Here is a 22,612-nt window from a genome sequence, read left to right as displayed (position 1 = left end):
AGGTTTCGCTCATGAAAAATTTCTTCAAAACACTGGCGGGCCTGTTGGCCCAGAGCTGGCTATGGAGCCTGCTTCTGACGCTGTCTATCGCCTTGCTGGTGTGGTTCGTGGGACCCCTGATCGCCGTGGCCGACTACCGATTCTGGGACGACACCGACAATCGGCTCTTCACCCTCTGTGGCCTGCTCCTGTGCTGGGGTTTGTTCGTGGTCTTTACCGAACGACGCCGGGCCCCCGCCGTCGACCTGAACGCTGAGCACACGCAAACCCAGGCGGAGACCAAAAAGGCCATTGCCAAAGAGCAACGCCACCTGCGCAAGCGATTCAAGGACGCGTTGCACACCTTGCACCACACACGCCTGTATCGCGGCCACAGCGAACACTGGCGCAAGGAGCTGCCCTGGTATCTGCTCCTGGGACCTGAAGGCAGCGGAAAGACCAGCCTGCTCGATTACTCGGGCATCCACTTCCCGCTGAACCGCAACGATTCTGCCCCCGGAGTTGCCCCCAAGGCCACCCGCCACTGTGACTGGTATTTCGCCGAAAACGGTGTGCTGCTCGACACCAGCGGTCGCTACCTGACCCAGAATGAAGCGGTCGATACGAGCGGCTGGCACACCTTGCTAAAGTTGCTGCGCCAGCGTCGACGCAATCGACCGCTTAATGGCGTCGTGCTCTGTATCCCTATACAAGCGTTGCAGAACGGCCAAGACGAAGCACTCCAACGTTTGGTGGAACAACTGCGCCGTCGCCTGCTGGATATCCATCGTCACCTGCACAGCTACCTGCCGATTTACCTGGTGCTGACCCAAGCCGACGAGGTCAAAGGATTCGAAGCCTTTTACGAGCACCTGTCTCTGGAAGAAAGCCAGCAGGTGTTAGGCCTAAGCTTTGACAAGACACAACGCGGTAGCGATCCTGCGGTGTTGTGCGAAGAGTTCCAGCTCCTGCTCAATCGCCTGGAGCAACAGACGATCTCGCGCCTGTACCAGGAACGCAACAACCAGCGTCGTGAAGACATTTACAGTTTTACGCGGCACCTTGGCCAGATCGGCGATGCCTTGCGGTATCTGGTGAGCCAGGCCTTCGCGGGCAACCGCTATGAGCCTGCCAGTCAATTACGTGGGGTCTATTTCACTAGTGCGCCTCGCCTGGGTATTGCCGACAAGGAGTCCGCATACGATACCCCCATGCCCTCCATGCTTGGGACGCCGAGGTTCATCCACCACCTGCTCAATCACGTGGTTTTTCCCGAAGCAGGATTGGCCAATCTCGATAAAAAAGAGACACGTCGTATCCATTGGCGGCAACGGGCTCTTTATGTTGGCGCGCTGGGATCGCTGGCGCTCTTTGGTCTGTTATGGACCTTGGGGTTTTCGGTCAATCACCAACGCCAGGAACAACTGCGTTCATGGGGGCAGAAACTGGGGCAACAGTGGAGCGCCTTGAACCCACAAGACGATGCCATGGTGGCCCTCGACGGGCTCGACAGCAGCTACGCCGCCACGCAGGTGTTTCCGCCCGCCAACGAACTTGCCCTGCATGAACGCGCCGGGTTGTATCAGGGGGAACCCAACAACCGTGCGACGAATGCGCTCTACCAGCATGAGCTGGAAGTCCAGTTGTTACCGCGTATCGCTCGCCAGCTTGAAGGGCAGATTCGCGCCAACCTGAACAACCGCGAAGTGCTGCAGAACAGTCTGCGCGCCTACTTGATGCTCAACCTCGTCGAACGCCGCGACCCAACGTTCCTCAAAGAGTGGCTGGCTACCGACTGGAACCTGCGTTACGCCGGTAATACGCCCGTACAGGAGGGCTTAAGTACCCACTTCTCACGCTTGCTTGATCAGTCCTTCAGCTACCCGTTGAACGACAGCCTGATCGCTGATGCTCGACAAGCCCTACACAAAGTTTCCCAGGCCAGTCTGGTCTACCGCGCGTTGCAAGAACAGGCCCGCGGTTTGCCCGAATACCGCCTGGACCAACAACTCGGTCCGCGTGGTTCGGTCTTTGCCAGTGGTCAGTATGTGATTCCGGGTCTGTACACCCAACGCGGCTACCAGCAGTTTTTTCTGAGCAAGGGCGCCTTGCTGACCCGCGACTTCCTGCGCGACAACTGGGTCATGGGCCAAAGCAGCACCCTGGATGCCGTGCAATGGCAGTCACTGATGGCCGATCTTGAGCAACTCTACTTCAAGGACTACGCCCACCACTGGTCCGAGGCCATTGGCAAACTGGCGTTGCAGCCGCTCGACACGCCGGCGGAGGCCGTTGAACAGGCCGCCCAACTGACTGACCTCAACTCCCCGCTCCTGCAGTTGCTGATTCAGATTCGCGACAACACGCGTTTTCCGTCCCTAGGTGACAGTGCCACGCAACTGACCGAGTCAGCCGCCAGCCTGCCAGGCCCTGCTGGCATCGTGGGCAAAATCGCTGCCGCTGGAGCGGAACAGGTCAAAGAGGCCGTTACCGACAAGCGACAGGACAGCGCCAAGCGAGACCTGCAACAGCGATTCGAGCCCTTGCATCGCCTGCTCGATGATGAAAGTGCGGCCAGCGCCGAGCTGATACCAACGTTCAACGCCTTGAACGACCTTCAGCAACAGTTGGCAGCCCTGTCGCGCTCCAACCTACCGGACCTGGCTGCCTTCGACCTGGCCAAGGCACGCATGGGAGGCCAACGTGATGCGCTCAGCCAGCTCCTTCATGCTGCCCAACGCCTGCCGCAGCCGGTCAAAGGCTGGCTGAGCGGTCTGTCCGCAGACAGCTGGAGCCTGGTGCTGGAAGACGCGGCCCGCTATATCGACCAACGCTACAAGAGCGAAGTCTACAGCCCCTACCTCAGTGCGATTCACCAGCGCTATCCGTTCAATGCCCACAGCAGCAGCGATGTGGCCCTGGCCGATTTTCGCGAGTTTTTCAAAGCCCAAGGCGTCATGGAGGGCTTCTTTGAAACTTACCTCAAACCCTTTGTCAGCCGCGAGAGCGACAACTACCGCCTGCGCAGTGTCGAAGGCCACAGCCTGCCGATCTCCCGCGTCATCCTGCAGCAGATGAGCCATGCGCATCAGATTCGCCGCAGTTTCTTCGCCGAGCGTTCGACGCAACCGCTGATCAAATTCAGCCTGGAGCCCTACTCCCTGGACTCAAGCCTGAGTCGCGCTGAATTCCGATTTGGCGATCAAGTGATGGAGTATCGCCACGGTCCGATCGTTCCAAGTGCCTTTGAATGGCCCAACACGGCAGCCGAGGGATTCACCAGCCTGGTGGTCGAGGAGCTCGGCGGGCGCCAGACAGGTATTCAGAAAAATACTGGCCCCTGGTCGCTCTTCCGGCTGTTCGACCTGATGCAGACCGAGCCCCATCGCGGGCGTGATGTCTTGATGCTCAAGGCTGATGTCGGCGGACTGCGGGTCAACTACCTGCTGATGAGTCAGCGCTCGCCCCACCCGTTCGATATGAGCGCCGTGCGCAGCTTTCGTTTGCCGGCAGCGCTTTGATGAGGGTCCGTTCTCCTTGGCGTAGCGCCGCTCGCACGCACATCGGCAAGGTCCGCGCGCGCAACGAAGACGCCTTCCTGGAAGGATTGGAACAGGGGTTATGGGCCGTCGCCGATGGTATGGGCGGTCACCAGGCAGGCGATGTCGCCAGTCGCCTGATTGCCGACAGCCTGGGCGAACTCCCGATAGAGGGTGGCTTCGGCAAACGTCTCCAACGGTTGAGCCAGTGCTTGCAGTGGCTCAACCGCCGCTTCCATCACGAGCTGACGGCCACCCCCGAGCAGCCTGACCCGATCATGGGCAGCACGGTGGTGGCACTGCTGTTGGAGGGAGACCGGGCTGCCTGCGTCTGGGCCGGTGACAGCCGCTGTTATCTCTGGCGCGCGCGGCAGTTGTATCAACTGTCGAAGGACCACACCCGGCTGCGACAACTGATGGACGAACACCATTTGAGCCGGGAACAAGCCAGCCAGGACCCACTCGCCCACGCGCTGGTTCGCGCCGTGGGTGCCGATGAGCAGCTGGAACTGGAGACACTTGAACTCCAGACCGAACCGGGCGATGTCTTTCTGCTGTGCAGCGACGGTTTCTACCAGTGTGTCAGCACGCAGGCGGTGGCCTATGCCTTGAGCCAGCCCTCGCCTCAGGTCGCGCTGGATTTGCTCTTTGACAGTGCTCTGCGAGGGCCGGCCTCCGACAATCTGACTGCCGTGGTGATTCGGCTATGAGCGACGACCTGCTGGCCGGGCGCTATCGGCTTGAACAGTTGCTCGGTGCGGGGGGCATGAGCACGGTCTACCGTGCGCTTGATCTCCTGCGAGAATCCCTGGGTGATCCCGACCCTTATGTGGCGGTCAAGCGCATGAGCGACTCGTTATGCCGATACCCGGATGCCAACGCCTTGCTGCACAGTGAGTTCGCCCTGACGCTGCGTTTGCACCACCCCCATGTGGTGCGTGTGCACGACTATGACATTGACGAAGTGTCGGACCGGGCCTTTATCACGATGGAGCTCCTACGCGGGCAGCCGGTTGATCGGCTGTTGATCGAGCGCCCCGAAGGCCTGCCCTGGGATGAACTCCAGACCATTGCCTTGGCGCTGCTCGACGCGGTGGCTTACTGTCATGATCAGGGTCTGGTGCATGGGGACTTGAAGCCCAGTAACCTGATGCTGACCGACAAAGGATTGAAGGTCTTCGATTTTGGCCTGAGCCAGTCCAGACATGAGCAACTACAGGGACTGCCGCGCCTTCAGCGTGAACGCTTCATGGCCTGTACGCGTGCTTATGCGGCCCCTGAACTGCTTGAGGGCGGATCGCCGACCCGCGAGACCGATCTCTATGCCGTGGCGTGCGTGCTGTATGAACTGGCGTGCGGCAGGCTCCCCTTTCCGTCCCCGGAACCTGGGCAAACGCTCAACCCAAAGCGCAACCGCACCCTGAAGCCAGCGGAGCAACTGCCGCCTTTCTGCTGGTCGGCTCTGTGCAAAGCATTGGCGTTCAAACCGGCTGCCCGCCGTATTGACGCCCATGAGCTGCGGGACGCCTTCCAGAGCCCCGCTCATGGGTGGTTGCGCTGTTAACTCGCAAGGCCCTCTGCGGCCTTGCTGACTTGCGCCAGCCAGGCCGCTTTCTCCTTCTCCGGCATTGAGTTCAGTGTGCCGAGTACCTTGCCCAATAACTGACTGGATTCCTCTTTTTTCTGGGCCTCCTCTTCCTGAGCCTTGCGCTCCGCTTCGGCGGCTTGCTGTGCCTTGAGGACCTCCATCAGCGGTGCTGTATCGGCATTCTTCTCGCTCAGGACCGGCGGCAATGGCAACGCCTCGGCCAGCTTCAGCACGCTGCCAGTGTCTTGGGTGAACTCACGTACTGCCCCCAACCCGCTGAGCATGGGCAAGGCAATATTGGTGAGGCTGTCGAAGGCGCTGATTTCAGGCATACCGACCTTGCCACGGAACACCGGAATTCCCAGCGAAGGCAGAAACAGCCCCACCAGATAACGCGGGTCGCGGCGCTTGATGCTCAGGCCAATGCTGCCCACCGCCACAGCCACGCCGATCACTTGCCCCGCCGTAGCCAGCAGTGACAAGCGCTTGTTGGACTCATCATCAAAGAAGATCGCCCGGTAGCGGAAAAAGTCGCTCCAGATCTCACGTTCTCCCAGCGCCGCGTTCATGAACCAGGCCCGTGAGTCGTGTACCTGATCGTCAAACAGCGCGATGATGGCCTGCGCTTCCTCGTCTCGAGGTTGACCTTGTTCATTGAACAACCGCTGATAGTTTTCCTCACCCTCCTTGCGCATACGGGCGTATTCCTCGGCCTCGTCCTGCTCGTTGGTTAGGTAAATCAGGCCGCCTAAAAGGACATTCATAACGTTGGCGGTATTCAATGTCTCCGAGAAGTCCTCCCTGAGCCCCCATTTTTGCCCATAATCGCGGCGAAACTCATCCATCGCTTTTTTCAGTTGCAGGAAATCCAGATTCGGCTCAAAGGCTTTGGCGGTATTGAGAGGAATAGGTTGCTGGGCACCGATACGCTTTTCGTAGCTGTGTTTGATCTCTTCAGCATCTTTATACTGCTGTGCGGTAGCTGCATCGCGCTCTGGTTTGCGCTGACCGCGGTGCCTGGCAGCATCCTCCTCCAACTGCTGGGCATGCAGGAACTCGAAGGCCTCACGCTCCTTGGCCGTCATGTCATTGCTATCCCCTTCTTCCTTGCCTCCTCGAACATGCGCCCAGGCCGACGTCCCCTTGAACCGCTCTTTGGCATACCGATCAATACGCCACCCTGTGATCAAAGCCGCTTCGCGGTCCATGACTTCTTCCAAGGGGCCATTGTCCTGGGCGAAGAGCCAGTGGTTGAAGCGGTCGATCAGGTTATCCGAGACTTCAAACTCCGCAGCTGTTTCACCGCTCATTTCCAGCCAAGGCCGGTGTTCACGCTGCCGACTGCTGAGCGCTATCCCCGGAACCTGCAAGGGGGCACCAATCTGATAGGCCTCGTGGTACATGTGATGTAGCGCAATCTGCGACAACACTTCTTCGGACCCAGCCAGGGATTTGCCTTGATCACCGGGCGGATACCCACCGCCCACATCGGAATGCATACCGGGATAGAGGTACTCGAAGGTATTACGGCGGTAGGTCGAACGACAGTTCGGATCTTTGGGATTGGCTTTACGACGGATCGAGTCCAGCGGAAAACAGGCCCGCTGTTCATGTGCCGAGACCAAATGCACGCAGCGCGCCAAAAACCTCTCGGAATCCGATAGCCGCAGCGAACCGTCAGCCCAGCCCATATGTCCAGCGGCAAAGGGGGCAACATAGGCCACACCAACCGAGGCCACGGTATCGAATAGGCCTAGAAAGGCAATGCTGATAGGCAGTCCGGCGAACAGATAGCAGGTTTCGCCATTCACCTCGACCTGGGTCAGGGCCTCAAGCCAAGTGGCAAAGGCTCGGGCCTCGGCAGCGCCACGAGAGAACCCATAGACATACAGACGTAGCGCTTGGATCTCCGGAATCGCGCTACGGGCATGCACGTCTTCGATCTTTTTTTGCAATTCCAGCAGTGGCGCCTGTAAGGCTTGCTGACGTCGGGTATGGCTGTCCTTGAACAAGGAGGCACCAAGCATGTCCTCTGTGACGGTCGTGCCCATTTGTTGGACCAGGGTGTAAGCGTCCGAAGACTTGAGAGGTGGCTCTTTGCAGGCTCTTCTCAACACATCGATCAATCGGGTCAGCCCCCAGTTGACTCGATTTTCGCCGCCGATTGCCCCCTTCAAGCCCCAGTCTTCGGGCTCAAATTCACCGATTTCCTTGAACTCAGTGCCAACCCCTTGAATGTAATAGCGATAGAAACCCGCCTGGCTTGGGCCACCTCGTTGATCCTCTTCAGCGTCTCCAAGGCTGGCGTGGTAAAGCCGCGCCACATTACTGGTGGTTGGAGGTGAAGCGAGCTTGTCTGAAGGCTCATGGTTGTTGGTGCCGTCAAAGCACAAGGTGATGTGCAGAATGTCCATGCATCGGCTGACATAGGTCAGGTTGTTGGCTTTGGCAACGGCTTGTTCCTTTACGTTTATCTGATCGATCAGTTGATCTCGAAGCCTCTGGTTTCGTGCGACATCCTGAGCGTCCTGGGGCAACAGTCCTCCCTTTTTGAACGGTGGTATTCGAGCCAGAAACTCGGGAGCTGGGCGCATCGTTTCGGTGTTCACAGTGCTGGACATGTCTTGGGGACCTCCATTTTTCGAGGATAGTTGTAAGGATGATCAGGACGTCCCGGGTATGTCGCACCGGCTGACACCTGGACTCGGTCGCAGGGTAAAAAATGCACGTTGACCAGCCCCAGATCCTCATACGGCGCCACTTCCACGACGGCGCGGTGGCGGGTGTATTTGGTGCGGTGTTCTTTCATCCGCTTGCTCCACGCTTCCGAATACAACCGCTCAGGCCAATTGCTGTAATCGTGAGGTAAAGGATCTTTCTCCCACTCAACCACAACCGTCAGACCGGGGTGCCATTGAGTCGGCAGCGAGACGCAGCAAGTCTGCCCACCACCACCATAGGGCCCGAGATTCGAGCCCCCACTTCCATTGACCTGAAAGTGATTGATCGCCGCCGAGGTGTGGTTGATACCCTCAATGGGAGCACCGAGGATCTTCGGAATTTCCTTGCTGCAACCTGGCAAAGCAAACACCCACAACAGGGCGAATAGTTGCAAACACTTCATGCCGACGAACTTCATGAACCCCTCCTGTCGAGGAGCGTCAAAAAGGGGAAAATTTTGTAAAGGTTGGCGAAAATAAAGTCCGTGCGTTCCTCCCCAAAAAGGCTTTGTTTTTCGGCATCACAGACAGCCTCAAACACCTGATAACGCGCATTGCGTTGATGGTCAGCCCCCAGAGTTCTCAGACTTTCTTCATGCGCCAGAAAGAAACCTTCGACCTCCTTCCAGCGTTGCAAGGTGGTGACGCAATGCGAGCTCAACCTCAAAATAGGCAAAGGACGGGGCAAGTGATCGCGTGGCACGGGTTCGCCATGCAACGTCCGACTGCACTGCTCGCGGTCGATCCAATGCCAACTGATCACAGCCCCATGAAACACCCGACCACAAAGGTCCATGCCCTCAAGGGGGCGCCCATCAAACGCATAGTCGCGAAGAGGCCGTATCAGACCTGCAACGCTTTCGAAAATCCGGGTGTCGTAGTAACGCAACAGACCCGAGCGGGCGCCTTCATCCCATTCAATCTGGGTGCAATGACGTAGATGTTCAGTCAGGTCATCGAACGACCAACGACTCATCACCGCCAACACCCGAGATTGATCATGAAAGGCGTGTAGAAAACTCTCCACCCAACTCACCTGATCTGGACTCTCCCAAAAGACCCTGATCAGCATGGGGCCCTGAGCGGCCAAAGCCTGCTCAGGTGTACCCTCAAGCAATCGCGCAAGAGGTGGTGACGGGGACAGTTCCTGTAGACGCTCCTGCAGCGGGTAATCCAGCAACGTCGCGTTGATCAAAAGATCCAGGTGTTTCAGGTCGTGGCTCCCGGCCTCCTCTTTGAGAGTGGCCAGCCATTGCTCGGCTGTTTCCTTCATAGGGATATCCTTTGAATAGGCGACTTAACGAGGCGTAAACGGTTCGGCCTGCTTTTGTCCCCTGAGCAAGCACTCCTCGCAGACGGCTTTCTCAACGGGCGGCGTGGCTGACTCCATGGACATCAATGGCGTCAACGCCAACACCCGCTCCGTCAGCTCCTTAACGGTCTCGCCCGGCCGTTGCGGAAGCACAGACATCAGTGCCTGCCCTGAGCTCGCAGAGCCACCCACCAACGGCAACGTGCTGCAAAAAATGCCATCGCCATTGATCACCAGATGATGACCGCCCGCCTTGAGGGTCAGTTGCGCCCCGGCATCGAGAATCAGATCGGCCCCCGAGCGCAGGTGAATCTGCTCACCGCCTTGCACCACCCACGCGCCCGTGACATCAAGCTGACAGCGGCCCGCGACTGACAGAGAGTCGTTGGCCGACAGGCGAACCCGCCGATCCCCGGCAATGGTCAGGTGTTCTTCGGCATGCAACTCGCTGTAGCGGTTGCCCTTGATGGTTTCATGCCGCTCATTCCCCACCTCGGTATGGCTGTCGTTGAGTACGCAGGTACGCAAGTCGCGTTGAGCCCTCAGATAAACCTCTTCTGCCCCCTTTCGGTCCTCAATGTAGAGTTCGTTCGCGCCGCCTGCGCCCGGCGTACTGCGGCTTCTGAAGACGCTGCGGGTCTTGTGCTCTGGCAGGTCATAAGGCGTGGGGTGGTTCTGGTGATGCAAGCAGCCGGTGATCAGGGGCTGATCAGGATCACCTTCAAGGAAGCTCACCACCACTTCCATACCGACCCGGGGAATCACCACGCTACCGAACTGCGGGCCCGCCCAGCCGGCGGACACCCGAAGCCAACAACTGCTGTGCTCATCGCCCTGCCGAGCCCGATCCCAGTGGAAACGGACCTTGACCCGACCATACTCATCACAATGGATCTCTTCGCCGTCAGGCCCGGTCACCCGCGCCGTCTGGCTACCGAGCAACGAGGGCCGCGCATGCTCAAGCTGTGGTCGGTAGAACACCAACGCAGGCGTGGCACTGAACGTATTGCGATAGCCCTGGGTGAAGTCGTCCTTGGACGTGGACACCTCAGCCCCCAACGACTCTTCGAGCACCTGCGGCTGCTTGCCTTCATGGACAACCCCAGTCAGTAACCAAAGATCGTTCCATTCACTTCGGGGATGCCCGGTAATCTCCAGATAATGGCCGCTGTTCAGCGAGGGCTGATCGCTCTCACCCTGGGCCTGGCGCCCCTCAATCTGGCGTCGTTCCAAGGCACGGGCCGCCCGGCGCTTAGCGGTATTTTCATCGCTGAAATGCCCGGGGTACTCGTAATCCTCCAGATGAGGATATTTTTGTCCCGCGTCGGGATCGTCGCCCAACGTCGAGGCCTCCAGCTCGAAATGCGGCTGTTTGAAGTCGTAATCACGCCGTGTGACGCGTGAAACCGTTGTCCGCACACCCACCTGGAAACGGTGGATCGCCGGTTCGTCCGCGACCATGCCTGCGCCATGCTTATACGGTGTAGGCACTTCCAGTTTCTTGAAGGCCGTCTGCGCATCGCCGAAGACCAGGATATGGTCCTCCTCGCTGTGCTCGAAGTGATAGTGCCAGCCCTCCTCCTCACACAAGCGCTGAATAAAGTGCAGATCGCTCTCATCGTATTGCGTGCAGTATTCGCGAGGTTCATACACCGTCGAGCTGAGCTTGAACTGGTAGCGGTCTTCGAGAATCCCATGCTCCTCCAAGACCGTCGTAATGATTTGCTGAACTGTTTGCTGCTGAAAAATACGCTGATTGATCCGATACCCAAGCGTGTAAAGCTGGGGCACCAATATCAGGTGATAGTGGGTGAAACGCGAACCGGAGTCGCCCTGGGCGAACTGATCGATTTTGCCGTGAATCCCGTGACCTTCGGTGTCGAACGCCAGAAAAGCAGAGCAATGAAGAAAGCTTTCAAGATCCAACTCGGCTGATTCGCTGACCACTTCCAGCGTCACGCTATAGGGTCGGTTGATGGACTCTTCAGCACGGAACTTGAGCACCCGCAAATCGTGTTGGACTGCGGGGATCTTCAGGCTGAAAACAGCCCGATTGGAGGGTATGAACATCCCTTGTCCTCTTGATCGGAAAGCAGGGTTTTCACGTCGTCATGATGTGAGAAGGCAACGTCAAATTAGGACTGAACGCTCTCGACAGGTATGTAGGACGTATCCCTATTTGTCATCGAAAACGCTCTTTTTCGGACATGCCCTGAACAGAGAACAGCGACAGTCCCAAACCACCAGACCCGGCCATAACACCGAAAACAACGACCCGTAATGACAACGAGTCGTTGCAGTGCTTGGCCAATCGATCAGTGCCGGGTGATGCCTGTCAAAGGCCGAGCCGGGTTAAATCAACGGTGCGCGCCAGTCGTCAGAGCCGGTCGTCCCACAGATCTCGTGAGTCCAGACAATTTTCCGATAGGTGAAATACACGTCTTCGGTGTGCGTGAAGTGGGCGTTTTCGGGGTCCTGGCAATTCGGCATTTTCGACGTCACATCAACGATGATCGCGTCTTCCAATTCGATGGTGAAATAGTGCTCCTGAGTGCCAGTCGACGAGGTACGGAACCACTCCAGGCGGCACTTCTCCAAACGCTCCCCGGACGTCAATGCGTTGAAAATCAGCGGCGAGGATTTATCGAAGACCTTGGTAATCATCAGCGGCTTGTGAACACGCTGCCCTGTCGGCTGGCCCGATTGCGGATCGCGAGGAATGATCACCTGATGATCGAAAGCCTGAACCAGAATCTGGTCCTCATGGCCCTCCTGGAAAATATTGCCGACCGATGCTTCGGTGAAAGTACCGTCAGTGATCTGGCCTTGCTTGGTGCCTTTGAGGGACAGATAGGCGGGTGTTGGCATGAGTCAATTTCCTTGAGTTAAAGGCTGAGCAGGTATCGCCCAACGCTGATGACTCATGGCGAGATTTATGCCATAAATTATTTATCGTTTAAAAACATATAGTTAACAAACACTCACAGAATCAACCTGATAAAATCAGGCTGGAACTCCTGAAAAGTGTGAAAGTTTTTACACACTTGAAGACAAAGCTTTCACACTCCGACAACACCCCCGAGAACACGGAGGAAAACTCCTCGTCGCGGGGCATGAAGGGCATCGATTGCGCAATTTTTTACACAACGACCTCAGGCGCCAAACCCGGCCCCTCGACCTGTTCGACGCGCCTGCGCAGACAGGCTTATCCCGGTGTCAGGCTCCACAATTGGACCAGTTCCCTGTGGCGGTAGGCAGGTAAGCCCTTAACAACCTCCCTACACTCTCTCTATTGAGCCCGGCGCGACCCGCGACCTAAACTCGCCGGCCCTCACACGAGAGATCCCCTCATGACAGCACCTGCCTCCCCCGCAGCCGGGTCGGACCACCGCTGGCTCGCCTTGATCGTCCTGTGCCTCGGGGTACTGATGATCGTGCTCGACACCACCATCGTTAACGTCGCGCTGCCGTCGATCCAGACCGATCTGCACTTCACGCAAACCTCCCTAGCCTGGGTGGTAAACGCCTATATGCTGACCTTCGGCGGCTTTCTACTGCTGGGCGGTCGCCTGGGTGATCTCTACGGCCATCGACGCCTGTTCCTGCTCGGTATCGGCTTCTTCACCCTCGCCTCGCTGGCCTGTGGCCTGGCCCACAACCAGGAAACGCTGATCTGGGCCCGGGCCTTTCAAGGCCTGGCCGCCGCCGTGGTGACCGCCGTGGCCCTGTCGCTGATCATGGACCTGTTCAGCGAACCGGCCGACCGGGCCAAGGCCATGGGCGTCTACGGTTTTGTCTGTGCCGGTGGCGGTAGCCTGGGCGCCCTGCTCGGCGGCGTGCTCACCAGCACCTTGAGCTGGCACTGGATCTTCCTGGTCAACCTGCCGATCGGCGTGGTGGTGATCGCACTGTCCCTGCGCCTGCTCTCGAAAACCCTCAACCAGCACCCGTCCCGCGACCTCGATGTGGCCGGCGCACTCAGCGTGACCGCCTCGCTGATGCTGGCGGTCTACGCCATCGTCAATGGCAACGAAATGGGCTGGACATCACTGCGCACCGTCGCGCAACTGCTGATTGCCGTCGGCCTGCTGCTGGCCTTCCTGGTCATCGAGACCCGCGTAAAAGTCCCGCTGATGCCGTTGCGCCTGTTCCGCCTGCGCAACCTGGCCATCGCCAATATCATCGGCGTGCTCTGGGCCGCCGCGATGTTCGCCTGGTTCTTTCTGTCAGCGTTGTACATGCAGTTGGTGCTGGGCTACACGCCCTGGGAGGTGGGACTGGCGTTCCTGCCCGCGAACCTGATCATGGCGGTCTTTTCCCTGGGTATCTCGGCCAGGCTGGTGATGCGTTTCGGCATTCGCCTGCCCCTGGCGGTCGGGCTGGCGCTGGCGGCCCTGGGGCTGCTGCTGTTCGCCCAGGCGCCGGTCGACGGCCACTTCCTGCCCAACATTCTCCCGGGCATGCTGTTGCTCGGCCTGGGCGCGGGCATTGCCTTCAATCCGTTGCTGCTGGCGGCGATGAATGACGTCGCGCCGTCCGAGTCGGGGCTGGCTTCCGGCGTGGTCAATACCGCTTTCATGATGGGTGGCGCACTGGGATTGGCGGCACTGGCCAGCCTGGCCGCGGCGCGTACCGAATCGCATCTGGCAGCAGGAGTGTCGGCACTCTCGGCCCTCAACGACGGCTATCAGAGCGCCTTTCTGGTGGGCGCGGTGTTTGCCGCGCTGGGTGCGGGCCTGGCCGCAGTCATGATGCGCAACAAAAGCGGTGAAAGCCTGGGTGGTGCCGAGGCCTAGCTTGCAGCCTGACGTTCGAGCCGGCCGATATCAGCCATGAATTTCTCCGCCGGCAAGGGGTGCCCCAGCAAGTAGCCTTGCAGGGAGTCGCACCCCAGACGGGTCAGGAAACTCTGCTGCATATCGGTTTCCACCCCTTCGGCGACGATCCGTAACCCCAGCGCCTGGCCCAGGGCGACTATGGCCGAAACGATCGCCGCATCATCAGAGTCATGCTCCAGATCACGGACAAAACCGCGGTCGATCTTCAACTCGTTGGCCGGCAGACGCTTGAGGTACATCAGGCTCGAATAGCCGGTGCCGAAATCGTCGATGGACAGGTCCACGCCCATGTCCGAAAGCTTCTGCAACACTTCCATACTCGCATCGGCGTCACTCATGGCCGTGGTTTCGGTGATCTCCAGGGTCAGGCTGTTGGCCGGCAACTGATGCCGGGCCAGGGCGTTGGCCACGCTGTCGACCAGGCCCACATGGCAAAACTGCAGGGCCGAGAGATTCACCGCGATACGCCAGTCCTGGTAGCCCTGCTCATACCACAAGCGCATTTGCCGACACGCTTCGTTCAGTACCCAGTCGCCGATGGGGATGATCAGGCCGGTCTTTTCCGCCAGGGCGATGAACTTGTCCGGCAGCAACAACCCTTCCTCGGGGTGCTCCCAGCGCAACAGAGCCTCGGCGCCGATCGGTGTGCCCTTCAGGGCGTCGAACTTGGGTTGGTAAAAAAGACGGAACTGTTGCTGTTCCAAGGCCTGGCGCAGGTCCTGCAAGAGTTGCAACTGCTTGCGGGCGTTGCTGTTCATCGATGCATCGAAGAAGCTGTGGCCGTTTTTGCCCGCCCCCTTGGCGTGATACATCGCCGCGTCGGCGTTCATCAGCAATTCTTCGGCGGTCTGACCGTTGCCCGGGAACAGCACGATGCCGAGGCTCGCGGAGATCAGCAGGTCGTGGTCGCCCACCCGGAACGGCCGGGAGATCAGGCCGACCTGACGCGACGCCACTTGCAGCGCATCGTCCGGCTCGGCCAACTGCACCAGCAACACGAACTCATCACCACCGATGCGCGCCAGGGTGTCCTGGCCGCGCAGATCTTCGCGCAGGCGCAGGGCGACTTCGCGCAGCAACTGATCGCCCATGTGGTGGCCGAACGCATCGTTGACCGGCTTGAAGCCGTCCAGATCGATAAACATCAGCGCAAAGCAACCGCCTTCGTCCGTGGCCTTGTGCATCGCCTGGTCGATCCGGTCCGCCAGCAGCACACGGTTCGGCAAGCCGGTCAGGGTGTCATGCAGCGCCAAATGGATGAGTTCCTGGTTCGCCTGACTCAGCGAATTGGCCAGCATGGCGGTCCGGGCTTCGAGTCGGGCATCGAGCAGCGAGGTCAACAGGGCGATGGACAGCACCGCCAGGCTGGTGACCAACACCAGATTGTCCAGCCCCTTACCGGACAACCCGCTGCCCACCGCGCCACAGAAACTGCCCTGGCTGAAGTTGGCGGCCGCCATGCCGGTGTAGTGCATGCCGACAATCGCCAACCCCATGACAACCGACGCACCGCTACGGGCCAGGCGCACATAGGGTGTGCTGCGCCGCAGGTGAAAGGCGATCCACAAGGCCGCCGCCGAGGCCACCACGGCAATCACCAGTGAGGCGCCGAACAGGGTCGGGTCGTAATCGATACCGGGCTGCATCTGCAGTGCCGCCATGCCGCAATAGTGCATGGCACTGATGCCAGCCCCCATGATCAGGGCGCCGAGGGCCAATTGCACCACCGGCAGGCTGGGCTGGCTGACCAGCCACAGGGCAAAGCCGCTGGAAAGAATCGCAATCAGCAGTGACAGCAACGTCAGTGGGCCGTCGTAGGCCAAGGCAATCGGCAGCTTGAACGCGAGCATGCCGATAAAGTGCATGGACCATACCCCCACGCCCATGGCCATGGCACCGCCGACCATCCACAGGTACACCGCACGTCCGCTGGCCGTGGCAATGCGCCCGGCCAGATCCAGCGCGGTATAAGAGGCCAGGATCGCCACACAAAGGGACATGAAGACCAGCGCGGAGGAATAGCTACCAATGAGCATGACGAATCTCTGAAACATCGAACCGGGCAATGCCCGAACTCGGTGAAAAAACGGCGGATTGTACCTGCTTCCCTGCGAGTGCACGGTGGAATATTGGCTACTGGCCATTATTCAGGAGGACCTGCCCGACGTATAGGTCAGCGCCCAGGGAAGACCGACCAACGGCATGCTGTATCGATTATGCGCAGGCTCGACCGGCCCAACACTATTTGACGTGCTGGTCGCCTAATCGATGATAGCCGATCAGGCGTAAGTCGCTCCGGTCCAGGCCTGATCAAGCCCTCTCTCCCGGAGATTCACGTTTGACCCGCTCGATATAACGCGCCACCGCCGGGGCCTTTTCAAAACGTCGATAAATCAGCGACAACCAGGAACTTGCCTCGCAGCCGTGGATCGGTCGATACACCACATTCGGCAGGTTCACATGGCCGACCACCGATTCGGGCACCACCGCCACGCCCTGCCCCAGGGACACCGCCGCGATCACCGCCACCAGCCCGCCGGGCTGCGGCCCCAGCTTCGGCGCATAACCACCCTGGGCGGCGACCTGCAGGGTGCCGCTGATCTGCTCCGGGAGAATGAAGGTTTCATTCTGCAAATGTTCGGTGCCGATCTGTTTCAGACGGCACAACCAGGCATCGTCCGCCACGGCCAGCACAAACCCTTCGGCGTTCAGGCGCACCGCATCCACGCCCTCGGGCAAGGACATCGGCGAGCGCACATAACCGATATCGAAACGTCCCTCGGCGATCAACCCAGGCAGCACCGCCATCGGGCTTTCGCGCACCGTAAGGCTGACCTCGGCGAACTCCCGGCCGAAGGCCTTGACCTGGCGCTGCAGCACCCCGGAATACACCGCCGAGGCTACATAACCGAGTTCGATATGCCCGACTTCACCGCGTCCGGCCCGCTGCGCATTGCGCTGGGCAAACTCGAACTGGCGCACCGTTGCTTCGGCTTCCGGCAGCAGTGCCGCACCGGCTTCGGTGAGGGTGACCTCGCGCTGCCCACGCAAAAACAGCCGGGTGCCGAGAGCGACCTCCATATCCTGGATCTGTCGACTAAGGGTCGGCGGCGCGATATCCAGCTGCGCGGCCGCCCGGGTGAAATTGCATTGCCGGGCCACCGCCAGGAAATAGCGGAAATGACGAATTTCCATACGGGCATTAGCTCAAAGGTAATGAAGTACCGAAGCCCACCTAACAAGGTCGCGTACAGCCCGCGATAAGCTGCTTCTACCGCCACAGTAGAGAGCTTGTACCATGCGCGTCAAATCCCTTATTCCCTTGTTTTTTGTCTGCCTGAGCCTGCCGTTGGTGGCAACAGCCGACTCATCACCCGCCATTGCCCACAAGGCAATCCTTGATCTTGAGCTGGCCCGATCCTCCATCGCCGCCCTGCCGTCGCAGGCCCAGCCATGAGCCGGGTCAGCCCACGCTTGACGCTGCTGACCGCCTCCGGCGTCTGCTCGCTGATTGTCCTCGATACCAATATCGTTGCCGTCACCCTGCCCAGCATTGCCCGCGACCTGGGGGCAAACTTCGCCGATATCGAGTGGGTGGTCAGTGCCTACATGCTGGCCTTCGCCGCCCTGCTGCTGCCGGCGGGGAGCATCGCCGACCGCTTCGGCCGACGCAAAACCCTGCTCTGGGGCCTGACCCTGTTCATCCTCGCGTCACTGGGCTGTGGCGCCGCACCCGACAGCCTGTTCCTCGATATCGCCCGCGCCATCAAGGGCGTCGGTGCCGCGCTGTTGCTGACCTCCGCCCTCGCCTCCATCGGCCACGTCTTTCACGACGAGGCCGAGCGGGCCAAGGCCTGGGCCTTCTGGGGTGCCTGCATGGGAGTCGCCATGACCGCCGCGCCAACCCTCGGCGGGCTGATTACCCAGTACCTGGGCTGGCGCTGGATTTTCTACCTCAACCTGCCGGTGGGCCTGCTGCTGATGGCGATGGTCCGCCACGCCGTGCCGGAATCCCGGGACAGCCAGGCGGCGCGCCTGGATCCCTGGGGCAGCCTGGCGTTCAGCGGCGCCTTGCTGTGTCTGATCTGGGGCTTGATCGAAGCCAATCGAATCGGCTGGAACAGCCCGCTGACCTACGCCCGGCTGCTGGGCGGCGCTGCGCTGCTGGGGCTGTTCGTGTTTGTCGAGCGGGTACAGCAACGGCCGATGGTCGACCTGCAACTGTTCCGCCACCCGCGCTTTATCGGTGCCCTGCTGGGGATGTTCGCCTATGCCGGCTGCGCCCAGGTGATGATGACCCTGCTGCCGTTCTACCTGCAGAACGGCCTGGGCTTTTCCGCCGTGGCTTCGGGCCTGGGCATGCTGCCGTTCGCCCTGGCCATGCTGATCTGCCCGCGTATCGGTATTCGACTGGCCTCACGGTTCGCCCCGGCGACAATGATGGCGAGCGGCCTGGCCCTGGTCGGTTGCGGCAACCTGCTCAGCGCCTGGGCGGTCGGCAGTGGCAGCTACCTGCCATTTGCCCTGGCGATTACCGTGACCGGTGCCGGCGCCGGACTGCTCAACGGCGACACCCAGAAAAACATCATGGCCTGCGTACCCCGGGAACGGGCCGGCATGGCCTCGGGGATGAGCACCACCATGCGCTTCAGCGCGATCATGCTGACCATCGGTGTGTTCGGTGCCCTGCTCGCCAGCCATACCGAGCAATTGCTCCAGGCCAGCCTTGCCGCCCAGGCCGCGCCCTGGCTCGATCAGGCCCGGGCGATTGCCTCGCGGGTGGTCGCCGGTGATATGCCGGCGGCCATGGCAACGCTGCCGGAGTCCGCACGCCAGGTGGTCCAGCCGCTGGCTCGCGCAGCCTTCGTCGGTGGCTTTGCCACGGTGCTCTGGGTCGCGGGCTTGCTGGCATTGTCAGGGGCGTTGGTGGTGGGCAGTTTGATGCGCCATCCACTGCCCGTCAGCCGCTCTTATTCATTGGCCAGGGAATAAGTCCGTACGGGGCTCGTCGCACGGGCACTGAAATTATTCAGCCGCTCAATTGAGAAGCCCTTACAGCGGCAGCCGTGGTTGCGGCGACTGGATCGACGCCAATACCCGCTCGGTGTTTTCCGTGCAACTGACCCCATCGGGTCGGTTGCGGATGCTATTGACGATCCCCAACAACTGCATTTTGCTATGGGCCAGGCGCGCCTGCATGGCTTCGATCTGATCGATCTTGCGCTCCAGGCTGTCGACCATGACCTCATGGCCCAAGCCCCCGGTCTCGGCCACCGGCACCAACGCCCGTAGTTCCTCGAGGCTGAAACCCGCCTGCTGTGCGCACTGGATGATCGACAATGTCTGCAACACCTCGGCCGGATACTCACGGTAGCCGTTGGCCTGGCGCTGTACCTTGCGAATCAACCCCTGGGCTTCGTAAAACCTGATCTTCGACGCCGCCAGGCCACTGCGCAGGGCCAGTTCACCGATCTTCATAAGAGGCCTCGAATGGACGCTTGACATTAAAGTTAGGTTTAAGCTTAGCCTGAACTCCCCACTACCCCGGAGTCAAGCATGTCCCCCTTTCAAGCACTGCTCTTGCCCAACGGCGTACAGATCCCGAATCGCATCGCCAAGGCCGCCATGGAAGAGAACATGGCTGACCTGGATAACGCGCCTTCCGCTCAGTTGATGGAACTCTACCGCGCCTGGGCCGACGGTGAACCGGGTTTGCTGCTGACGGGTAACGTGATGATCGACCGTCGCGCCATGACCGGCCCGGGCGGTGTGGTGCTGGAAGATGAAAAACACCTGGAAAAATTCCGCCAGTGGGCCGCCATTGGCCGGGCCAAGGGCGCGCAATTCTGGATGCAGATCAACCATCCCGGACGCCAGACCATGGCCAATCTCGGCCAGATCGCCTGGGCACCGTCCGCGGTGGCGCTGGATATGGGCGGCTTCTCGAAAATGTTCGCCGAACCTCGCCCCATGAGCGAAGCGGATATCGAAGAGGTGATCGAGCGTTTCGCCAACAGCGCCCGTCTCGCCGAGCAAGCGGGATTCACCGGTGTAGAGATCCATGCGGCCCACGGCTACTTGATCAGCCAGTTTCTCTCACCGCTGAGCAACCAGCGCAAAGACCGTTGGGGCGGCTCGCTGGAAAATCGAGCCCGCTTGTTGCTGTCGGTGGTCAAGGCGATAAGGGCCGTTGTCTCGCCGGACTTTTGCGTGGCGATCAAACTCAACTCGGCTGACTTCCAGCGCGGCGGCTTCGACGCTGACGATGCCCGCCAGGTGATCGAATGGCTGAACGACTTGCCGGTGGATCTGGTCGAGCTTTCAGGCGGTAGCTATGAGGCTCCGGCCATGCAGGGCGAAGCACGGGACGGTCGCACCCTGGCGCGGGAGGCCTACTTCATGGAAATGGCCGGCGAGTTGGCGAAGGTGGCGAAAATGCCGGTGATGGTCACCGGTGGCATTCGGCGCTTGCCCATCGTCGAACAGGTGCTGGACAGCGGCATCGCCATGGCCGGTATCGGCACTGCGTTGGCCATGGAACCGCACCTGCCCCGACACTGGCGCGAAGGCCGCGACAGCCATCCGCAATTGCCACCGATCCACTGGAAGAAAAAGCCGCTGGCGGCCTTGGCGAACATGGCGGTGGTCAAGTTCCAACTGCAGCGCCTGAGCAAGGGCAAACGCCCTCACCCCGAGGTTTCGGCGGTGTGGGCGCTGGTGCTGGATCGGTTGTTTATCGGTCGAAGGACAAAGCAGTATCGCGCGGCGATGAAGAACCTGAGCGCCTGATCCCGTTAGCGCCCGGCAAACCGCAACCGAGACAGCATCTTCAAATCGCCATCCTTGTAATACCCATCGCTCCAGCTGTTGTCCGGCGACAGCGGCTGGACCTGCTTGAGCTCCAGCTTCTTCGCGTAATAGCGAAACCGGTAGTGCTCATAAAAGCGCAGGATCTCCAGGCCATAACGATCCGCCAGATCGGTATCGCCACGAATCACCAGGTAGTTCTCGTCATTGCCATCGCTGGCGCCGACGCTGAGGTTGTGGCTGCCACTGATAATGGTCGGCGCGTCGGTGGTGAAGTCAGTGACGATGGCCTTGGTATGCACCAGCAGGTTGCCCTTCTGGCCAAGGAGCCCCTCCTTGATCCAGCCCTCCAGGCCGGTATTGAGCAGCGCCGTGGCCACGAAATCATCCGTCCGATCGGCATGAATCCCGGAGATGCTGCTGGCGGTGTTCTGCAAGCCGAAACGCAGCACATCGTCGTGGGGCTTGCCGAGCAAGGCGTCGAGGATTTCCTGGGGCAAGGCAAAGGCCGTGGCGAACAGCACATCCTTCTGCGCCGCCGTAATGATCTGCACGAACTCCTTCAGATCGCCCTGTCCGGTACGCGGGGAAAACCCGGCGAACAGCGGCTGGCTCGGGTCCATGGGATTGTTCTGGGTGATCCACTTGCGGGTCGCCGCCACATCCGCCGGCGCCGCCCAGATCTCCTCGAAGACCTGGGTGTACTCGGTGGCCAGGCGGACGTCGTCAAGCACATGCACCACGTTGGCCTGACGATAGACACCATTGGCGGTGAAGTTGGTGCTGCCACAGAGCACGGCTTCAGGCCGGTACTCGCCACCGGCGTCGCGCTGACTGAGCACGATGAACTTGTCATGGAAGATATTGCTGGTGACCCGACCCCGTTTGCTCTCGGCCGGAATCGGCGCCAGGCTCTGCTCGTTCAGGGTGGTGTCCTCATCACCGACCTTGGCGTGGTAGAGCACGCGAATCCGCACACCGCGCTGCTGCGCCGCGTTCACCGCATCGACTATCGCTTTCAACTGATACTCGTAGATGGCGATATCCAGGCCCCACTGCACATCCGCTGCACGGGCAATAAAACCCAGCAACTCTTCCAGCAGGCCGTTTTCCAACCACAGCCGCGCCGCATCGGGCCAGGCTTCGATGGGCAGGTTTTTCTGGGTGGTGATCAGTTTGTCCAGATCCGGAAATTTGCGTTCGAAGCCCTGGCTGGCCGCCACCGCACGGTTGAAGATCACTCGCTGGCCCTTGGGCAGGCCATTGTCGGTGGTCACCGTCACCGCCAGTGATTCGCCCAGTTGCGGCGCATCGGGCGTGCCGTAGGCCAGGTGCACCCGATAGTTGCAGGTGCTGCCGGGCTCGACGTTGTAGTCGGCCCAACGGAATTTCTGCAAAGGCGCCAGATTGCTCGGGGTCGCGTGGTACTGGGGGAAGGTGTGTTCCTTGCCGGGGAACGTCAGGCTGTTGAACAGGAACTCCCAGGGCCCGCTACCTTCCTGGCGTTCGATGGCAAAACCGAGCAGGCCGGCCCGCCGCGATTCGGCCAGGTCGATGGCCAGCAACACGCCACTGGTCCCGGCGTAGGCCTTGACCCGAAAATCGTCCTGGGGATTGCTCTGAAGTACGCGCATGCACCACATCCTTGGGAAGTCCGCTGAGGTGTTCGAGCGTAGCGAATTTTTATGACGCCAGGCACTTCATACGCGACTTTCACCATGAAATTTTCCATCCAAGGTTTCAACCGTCCGACCTTGATCAACGACAAGCGGCGAGTTACCGTCTGACTCCATCCGGTGCCCCCGACGCCAGAACCAGAGAGGACATGC

16 protein-coding genes are annotated in these 22,612 nt (G+C 60.2%); 7 read left to right on the top strand and 9 right to left on the bottom strand.

Features of this window, described 5'->3' with window-relative positions; all coding sequences use genetic code 11:
• The first annotated feature begins 11 nt into the window (after nucleotides 1-11).
• Genes tssM through M5C01_RS29230 form a run of 3 tightly spaced genes read left to right on the top strand, consistent with a single transcriptional unit; the run spans nucleotide 12 to nucleotide 5,082 of the window.
• On the top strand, nucleotides 12-3,500 hold the full coding sequence (gene tssM, locus M5C01_RS29240) for a type VI secretion system membrane subunit TssM (protein WP_152741883.1): 3,489 nt from the start codon (nucleotides 12-14) through the stop codon (nucleotides 3,498-3,500).
• Entirely contained in the window at nucleotides 3,500-4,228 is a 729-nt protein-coding gene (locus M5C01_RS29235; RefSeq protein WP_152741884.1) for a PP2C family serine/threonine-protein phosphatase, read from the top strand. The genes tssM and M5C01_RS29235 overlap by 1 nt, the downstream gene beginning before the upstream one ends.
• Complete coding sequence (locus M5C01_RS29230; RefSeq protein ID WP_152741885.1) at nucleotides 4,225-5,082, top strand: serine/threonine-protein kinase; 858 nt, start codon at nucleotides 4,225-4,227, stop codon at nucleotides 5,080-5,082. Before M5C01_RS29235 ends, M5C01_RS29230 begins: the two co-directional genes overlap by 4 nt.
• On the opposite strand, the gene M5C01_RS29225 is transcribed toward M5C01_RS29230, so the two are convergent.
• From M5C01_RS29225 to M5C01_RS29205, 5 genes are all read right to left on the bottom strand, one after another.
• Nucleotides 5,079-7,727, bottom strand: coding sequence for a DUF2235 domain-containing protein (locus M5C01_RS29225; RefSeq protein WP_152741886.1), 2,649 nt, complete (start codon nucleotides 7,725-7,727; stop codon nucleotides 5,079-5,081). The two genes, M5C01_RS29230 and M5C01_RS29225, sit on opposite strands and share 4 nt — an antisense overlap.
• On the bottom strand, nucleotides 7,712-8,245 hold the full coding sequence (locus M5C01_RS29220) for a DUF3304 domain-containing protein (RefSeq protein ID WP_248764428.1): 534 nt from the start codon (nucleotides 8,243-8,245) through the stop codon (nucleotides 7,712-7,714). Before M5C01_RS29220 ends, M5C01_RS29225 begins: the two co-directional genes overlap by 16 nt.
• Nucleotides 8,242-9,099, bottom strand: coding sequence for a DUF4123 domain-containing protein (locus tag M5C01_RS29215; protein WP_152741887.1), 858 nt, complete (start codon nucleotides 9,097-9,099; stop codon nucleotides 8,242-8,244). Before M5C01_RS29215 ends, M5C01_RS29220 begins: the two co-directional genes overlap by 4 nt.
• Nucleotides 9,100-9,123: 24 nt before the next feature.
• Complete coding sequence (gene tssI, locus M5C01_RS29210; protein WP_152741888.1) at nucleotides 9,124-11,208, bottom strand: type VI secretion system tip protein TssI/VgrG; 2,085 nt, start codon at nucleotides 11,206-11,208, stop codon at nucleotides 9,124-9,126.
• 282 nt (nucleotides 11,209-11,490) lie between these two features.
• A complete protein-coding gene (locus M5C01_RS29205; protein ID WP_152741889.1) occupies nucleotides 11,491-12,006 on the bottom strand; it encodes an Hcp family type VI secretion system effector in 516 nt (171 codons plus the stop codon).
• Nucleotides 12,007-12,488: 482 nt separating this feature from the next.
• Here M5C01_RS29205 and M5C01_RS29200 point away from each other — a divergent pair, with 482 nt between their 5' ends.
• Nucleotides 12,489-13,934: a DHA2 family efflux MFS transporter permease subunit gene (locus tag M5C01_RS29200; protein WP_152741890.1), complete on the top strand. Its 1,446-nt coding sequence runs from the start codon at nucleotides 12,489-12,491 to the stop codon at nucleotides 13,932-13,934.
• Here the strand turns inward: M5C01_RS29200 and M5C01_RS29195 are convergent.
• Both M5C01_RS29195 and M5C01_RS29190 read right to left on the bottom strand, forming a co-directional pair.
• The gene (locus M5C01_RS29195; RefSeq protein ID WP_152741891.1) at nucleotides 13,931-16,012 is read right to left on the bottom strand and encodes an EAL domain-containing protein; all 2,082 of its coding nucleotides are present in this window, start codon (nucleotides 16,010-16,012) and stop codon (nucleotides 13,931-13,933) included. The two genes, M5C01_RS29200 and M5C01_RS29195, sit on opposite strands and share 4 nt — an antisense overlap.
• 274 nt (nucleotides 16,013-16,286) lie before the next feature.
• Nucleotides 16,287-17,171 carry a LysR substrate-binding domain-containing protein gene (locus M5C01_RS29190; protein WP_152741892.1) on the bottom strand — a complete coding sequence of 295 codons (885 nt, stop codon included), beginning with the start codon at nucleotides 17,169-17,171 and terminating at the stop codon, nucleotides 16,287-16,289.
• Between the two features lie 103 nt (nucleotides 17,172-17,274).
• Between M5C01_RS29190 and M5C01_RS29185 the strand changes: the two genes are divergently transcribed.
• Together M5C01_RS29185 and M5C01_RS29180 are read left to right on the top strand one after the other, a co-directional pair.
• Nucleotides 17,275-17,433: a hypothetical protein gene (locus M5C01_RS29185; RefSeq protein WP_178130007.1), complete on the top strand. Its 159-nt coding sequence runs from the start codon at nucleotides 17,275-17,277 to the stop codon at nucleotides 17,431-17,433.
• Complete coding sequence (locus tag M5C01_RS29180; protein WP_152741893.1) at nucleotides 17,430-18,968, top strand: MFS transporter; 1,539 nt, start codon at nucleotides 17,430-17,432, stop codon at nucleotides 18,966-18,968. The genes M5C01_RS29185 and M5C01_RS29180 overlap by 4 nt, the downstream gene beginning before the upstream one ends.
• 60 nt (nucleotides 18,969-19,028) lie before the next feature.
• On the opposite strand, the gene M5C01_RS29175 is transcribed toward M5C01_RS29180, so the two are convergent.
• Nucleotides 19,029-19,454: a MerR family transcriptional regulator gene (locus M5C01_RS29175; RefSeq protein WP_103497014.1), complete on the bottom strand. Its 426-nt coding sequence runs from the start codon at nucleotides 19,452-19,454 to the stop codon at nucleotides 19,029-19,031.
• A 78-nt stretch (nucleotides 19,455-19,532) separates the two neighbouring features.
• Here M5C01_RS29175 and M5C01_RS29170 point away from each other — a divergent pair, with 78 nt between their 5' ends.
• Nucleotides 19,533-20,765, top strand: a complete 1,233-nt coding sequence (locus M5C01_RS29170; RefSeq protein WP_152741894.1) for an NADH:flavin oxidoreductase/NADH oxidase family protein — start codon at nucleotides 19,533-19,535, stop codon at nucleotides 20,763-20,765.
• A gap of 5 nt (nucleotides 20,766-20,770) precedes the next feature.
• Here M5C01_RS29170 and M5C01_RS29165 read toward each other — a convergent pair whose 3' ends face one another.
• On the bottom strand, nucleotides 20,771-22,417 hold the full coding sequence (locus M5C01_RS29165; protein WP_103497012.1) for a phospholipase D-like domain-containing protein: 1,647 nt from the start codon (nucleotides 22,415-22,417) through the stop codon (nucleotides 20,771-20,773).
• Nucleotides 22,418-22,612 lie beyond the last annotated feature (195 nt).

Source organism: Pseudomonas sp. MWU12-2319 (assembly GCF_023242525.1).
Taxonomy (GTDB): Bacteria; Pseudomonadota; Gammaproteobacteria; order Pseudomonadales; family Pseudomonadaceae; genus Aquipseudomonas; species Aquipseudomonas gingeri_D.
This window is presented reverse-complemented; position numbering and strand designations above follow the sequence as displayed.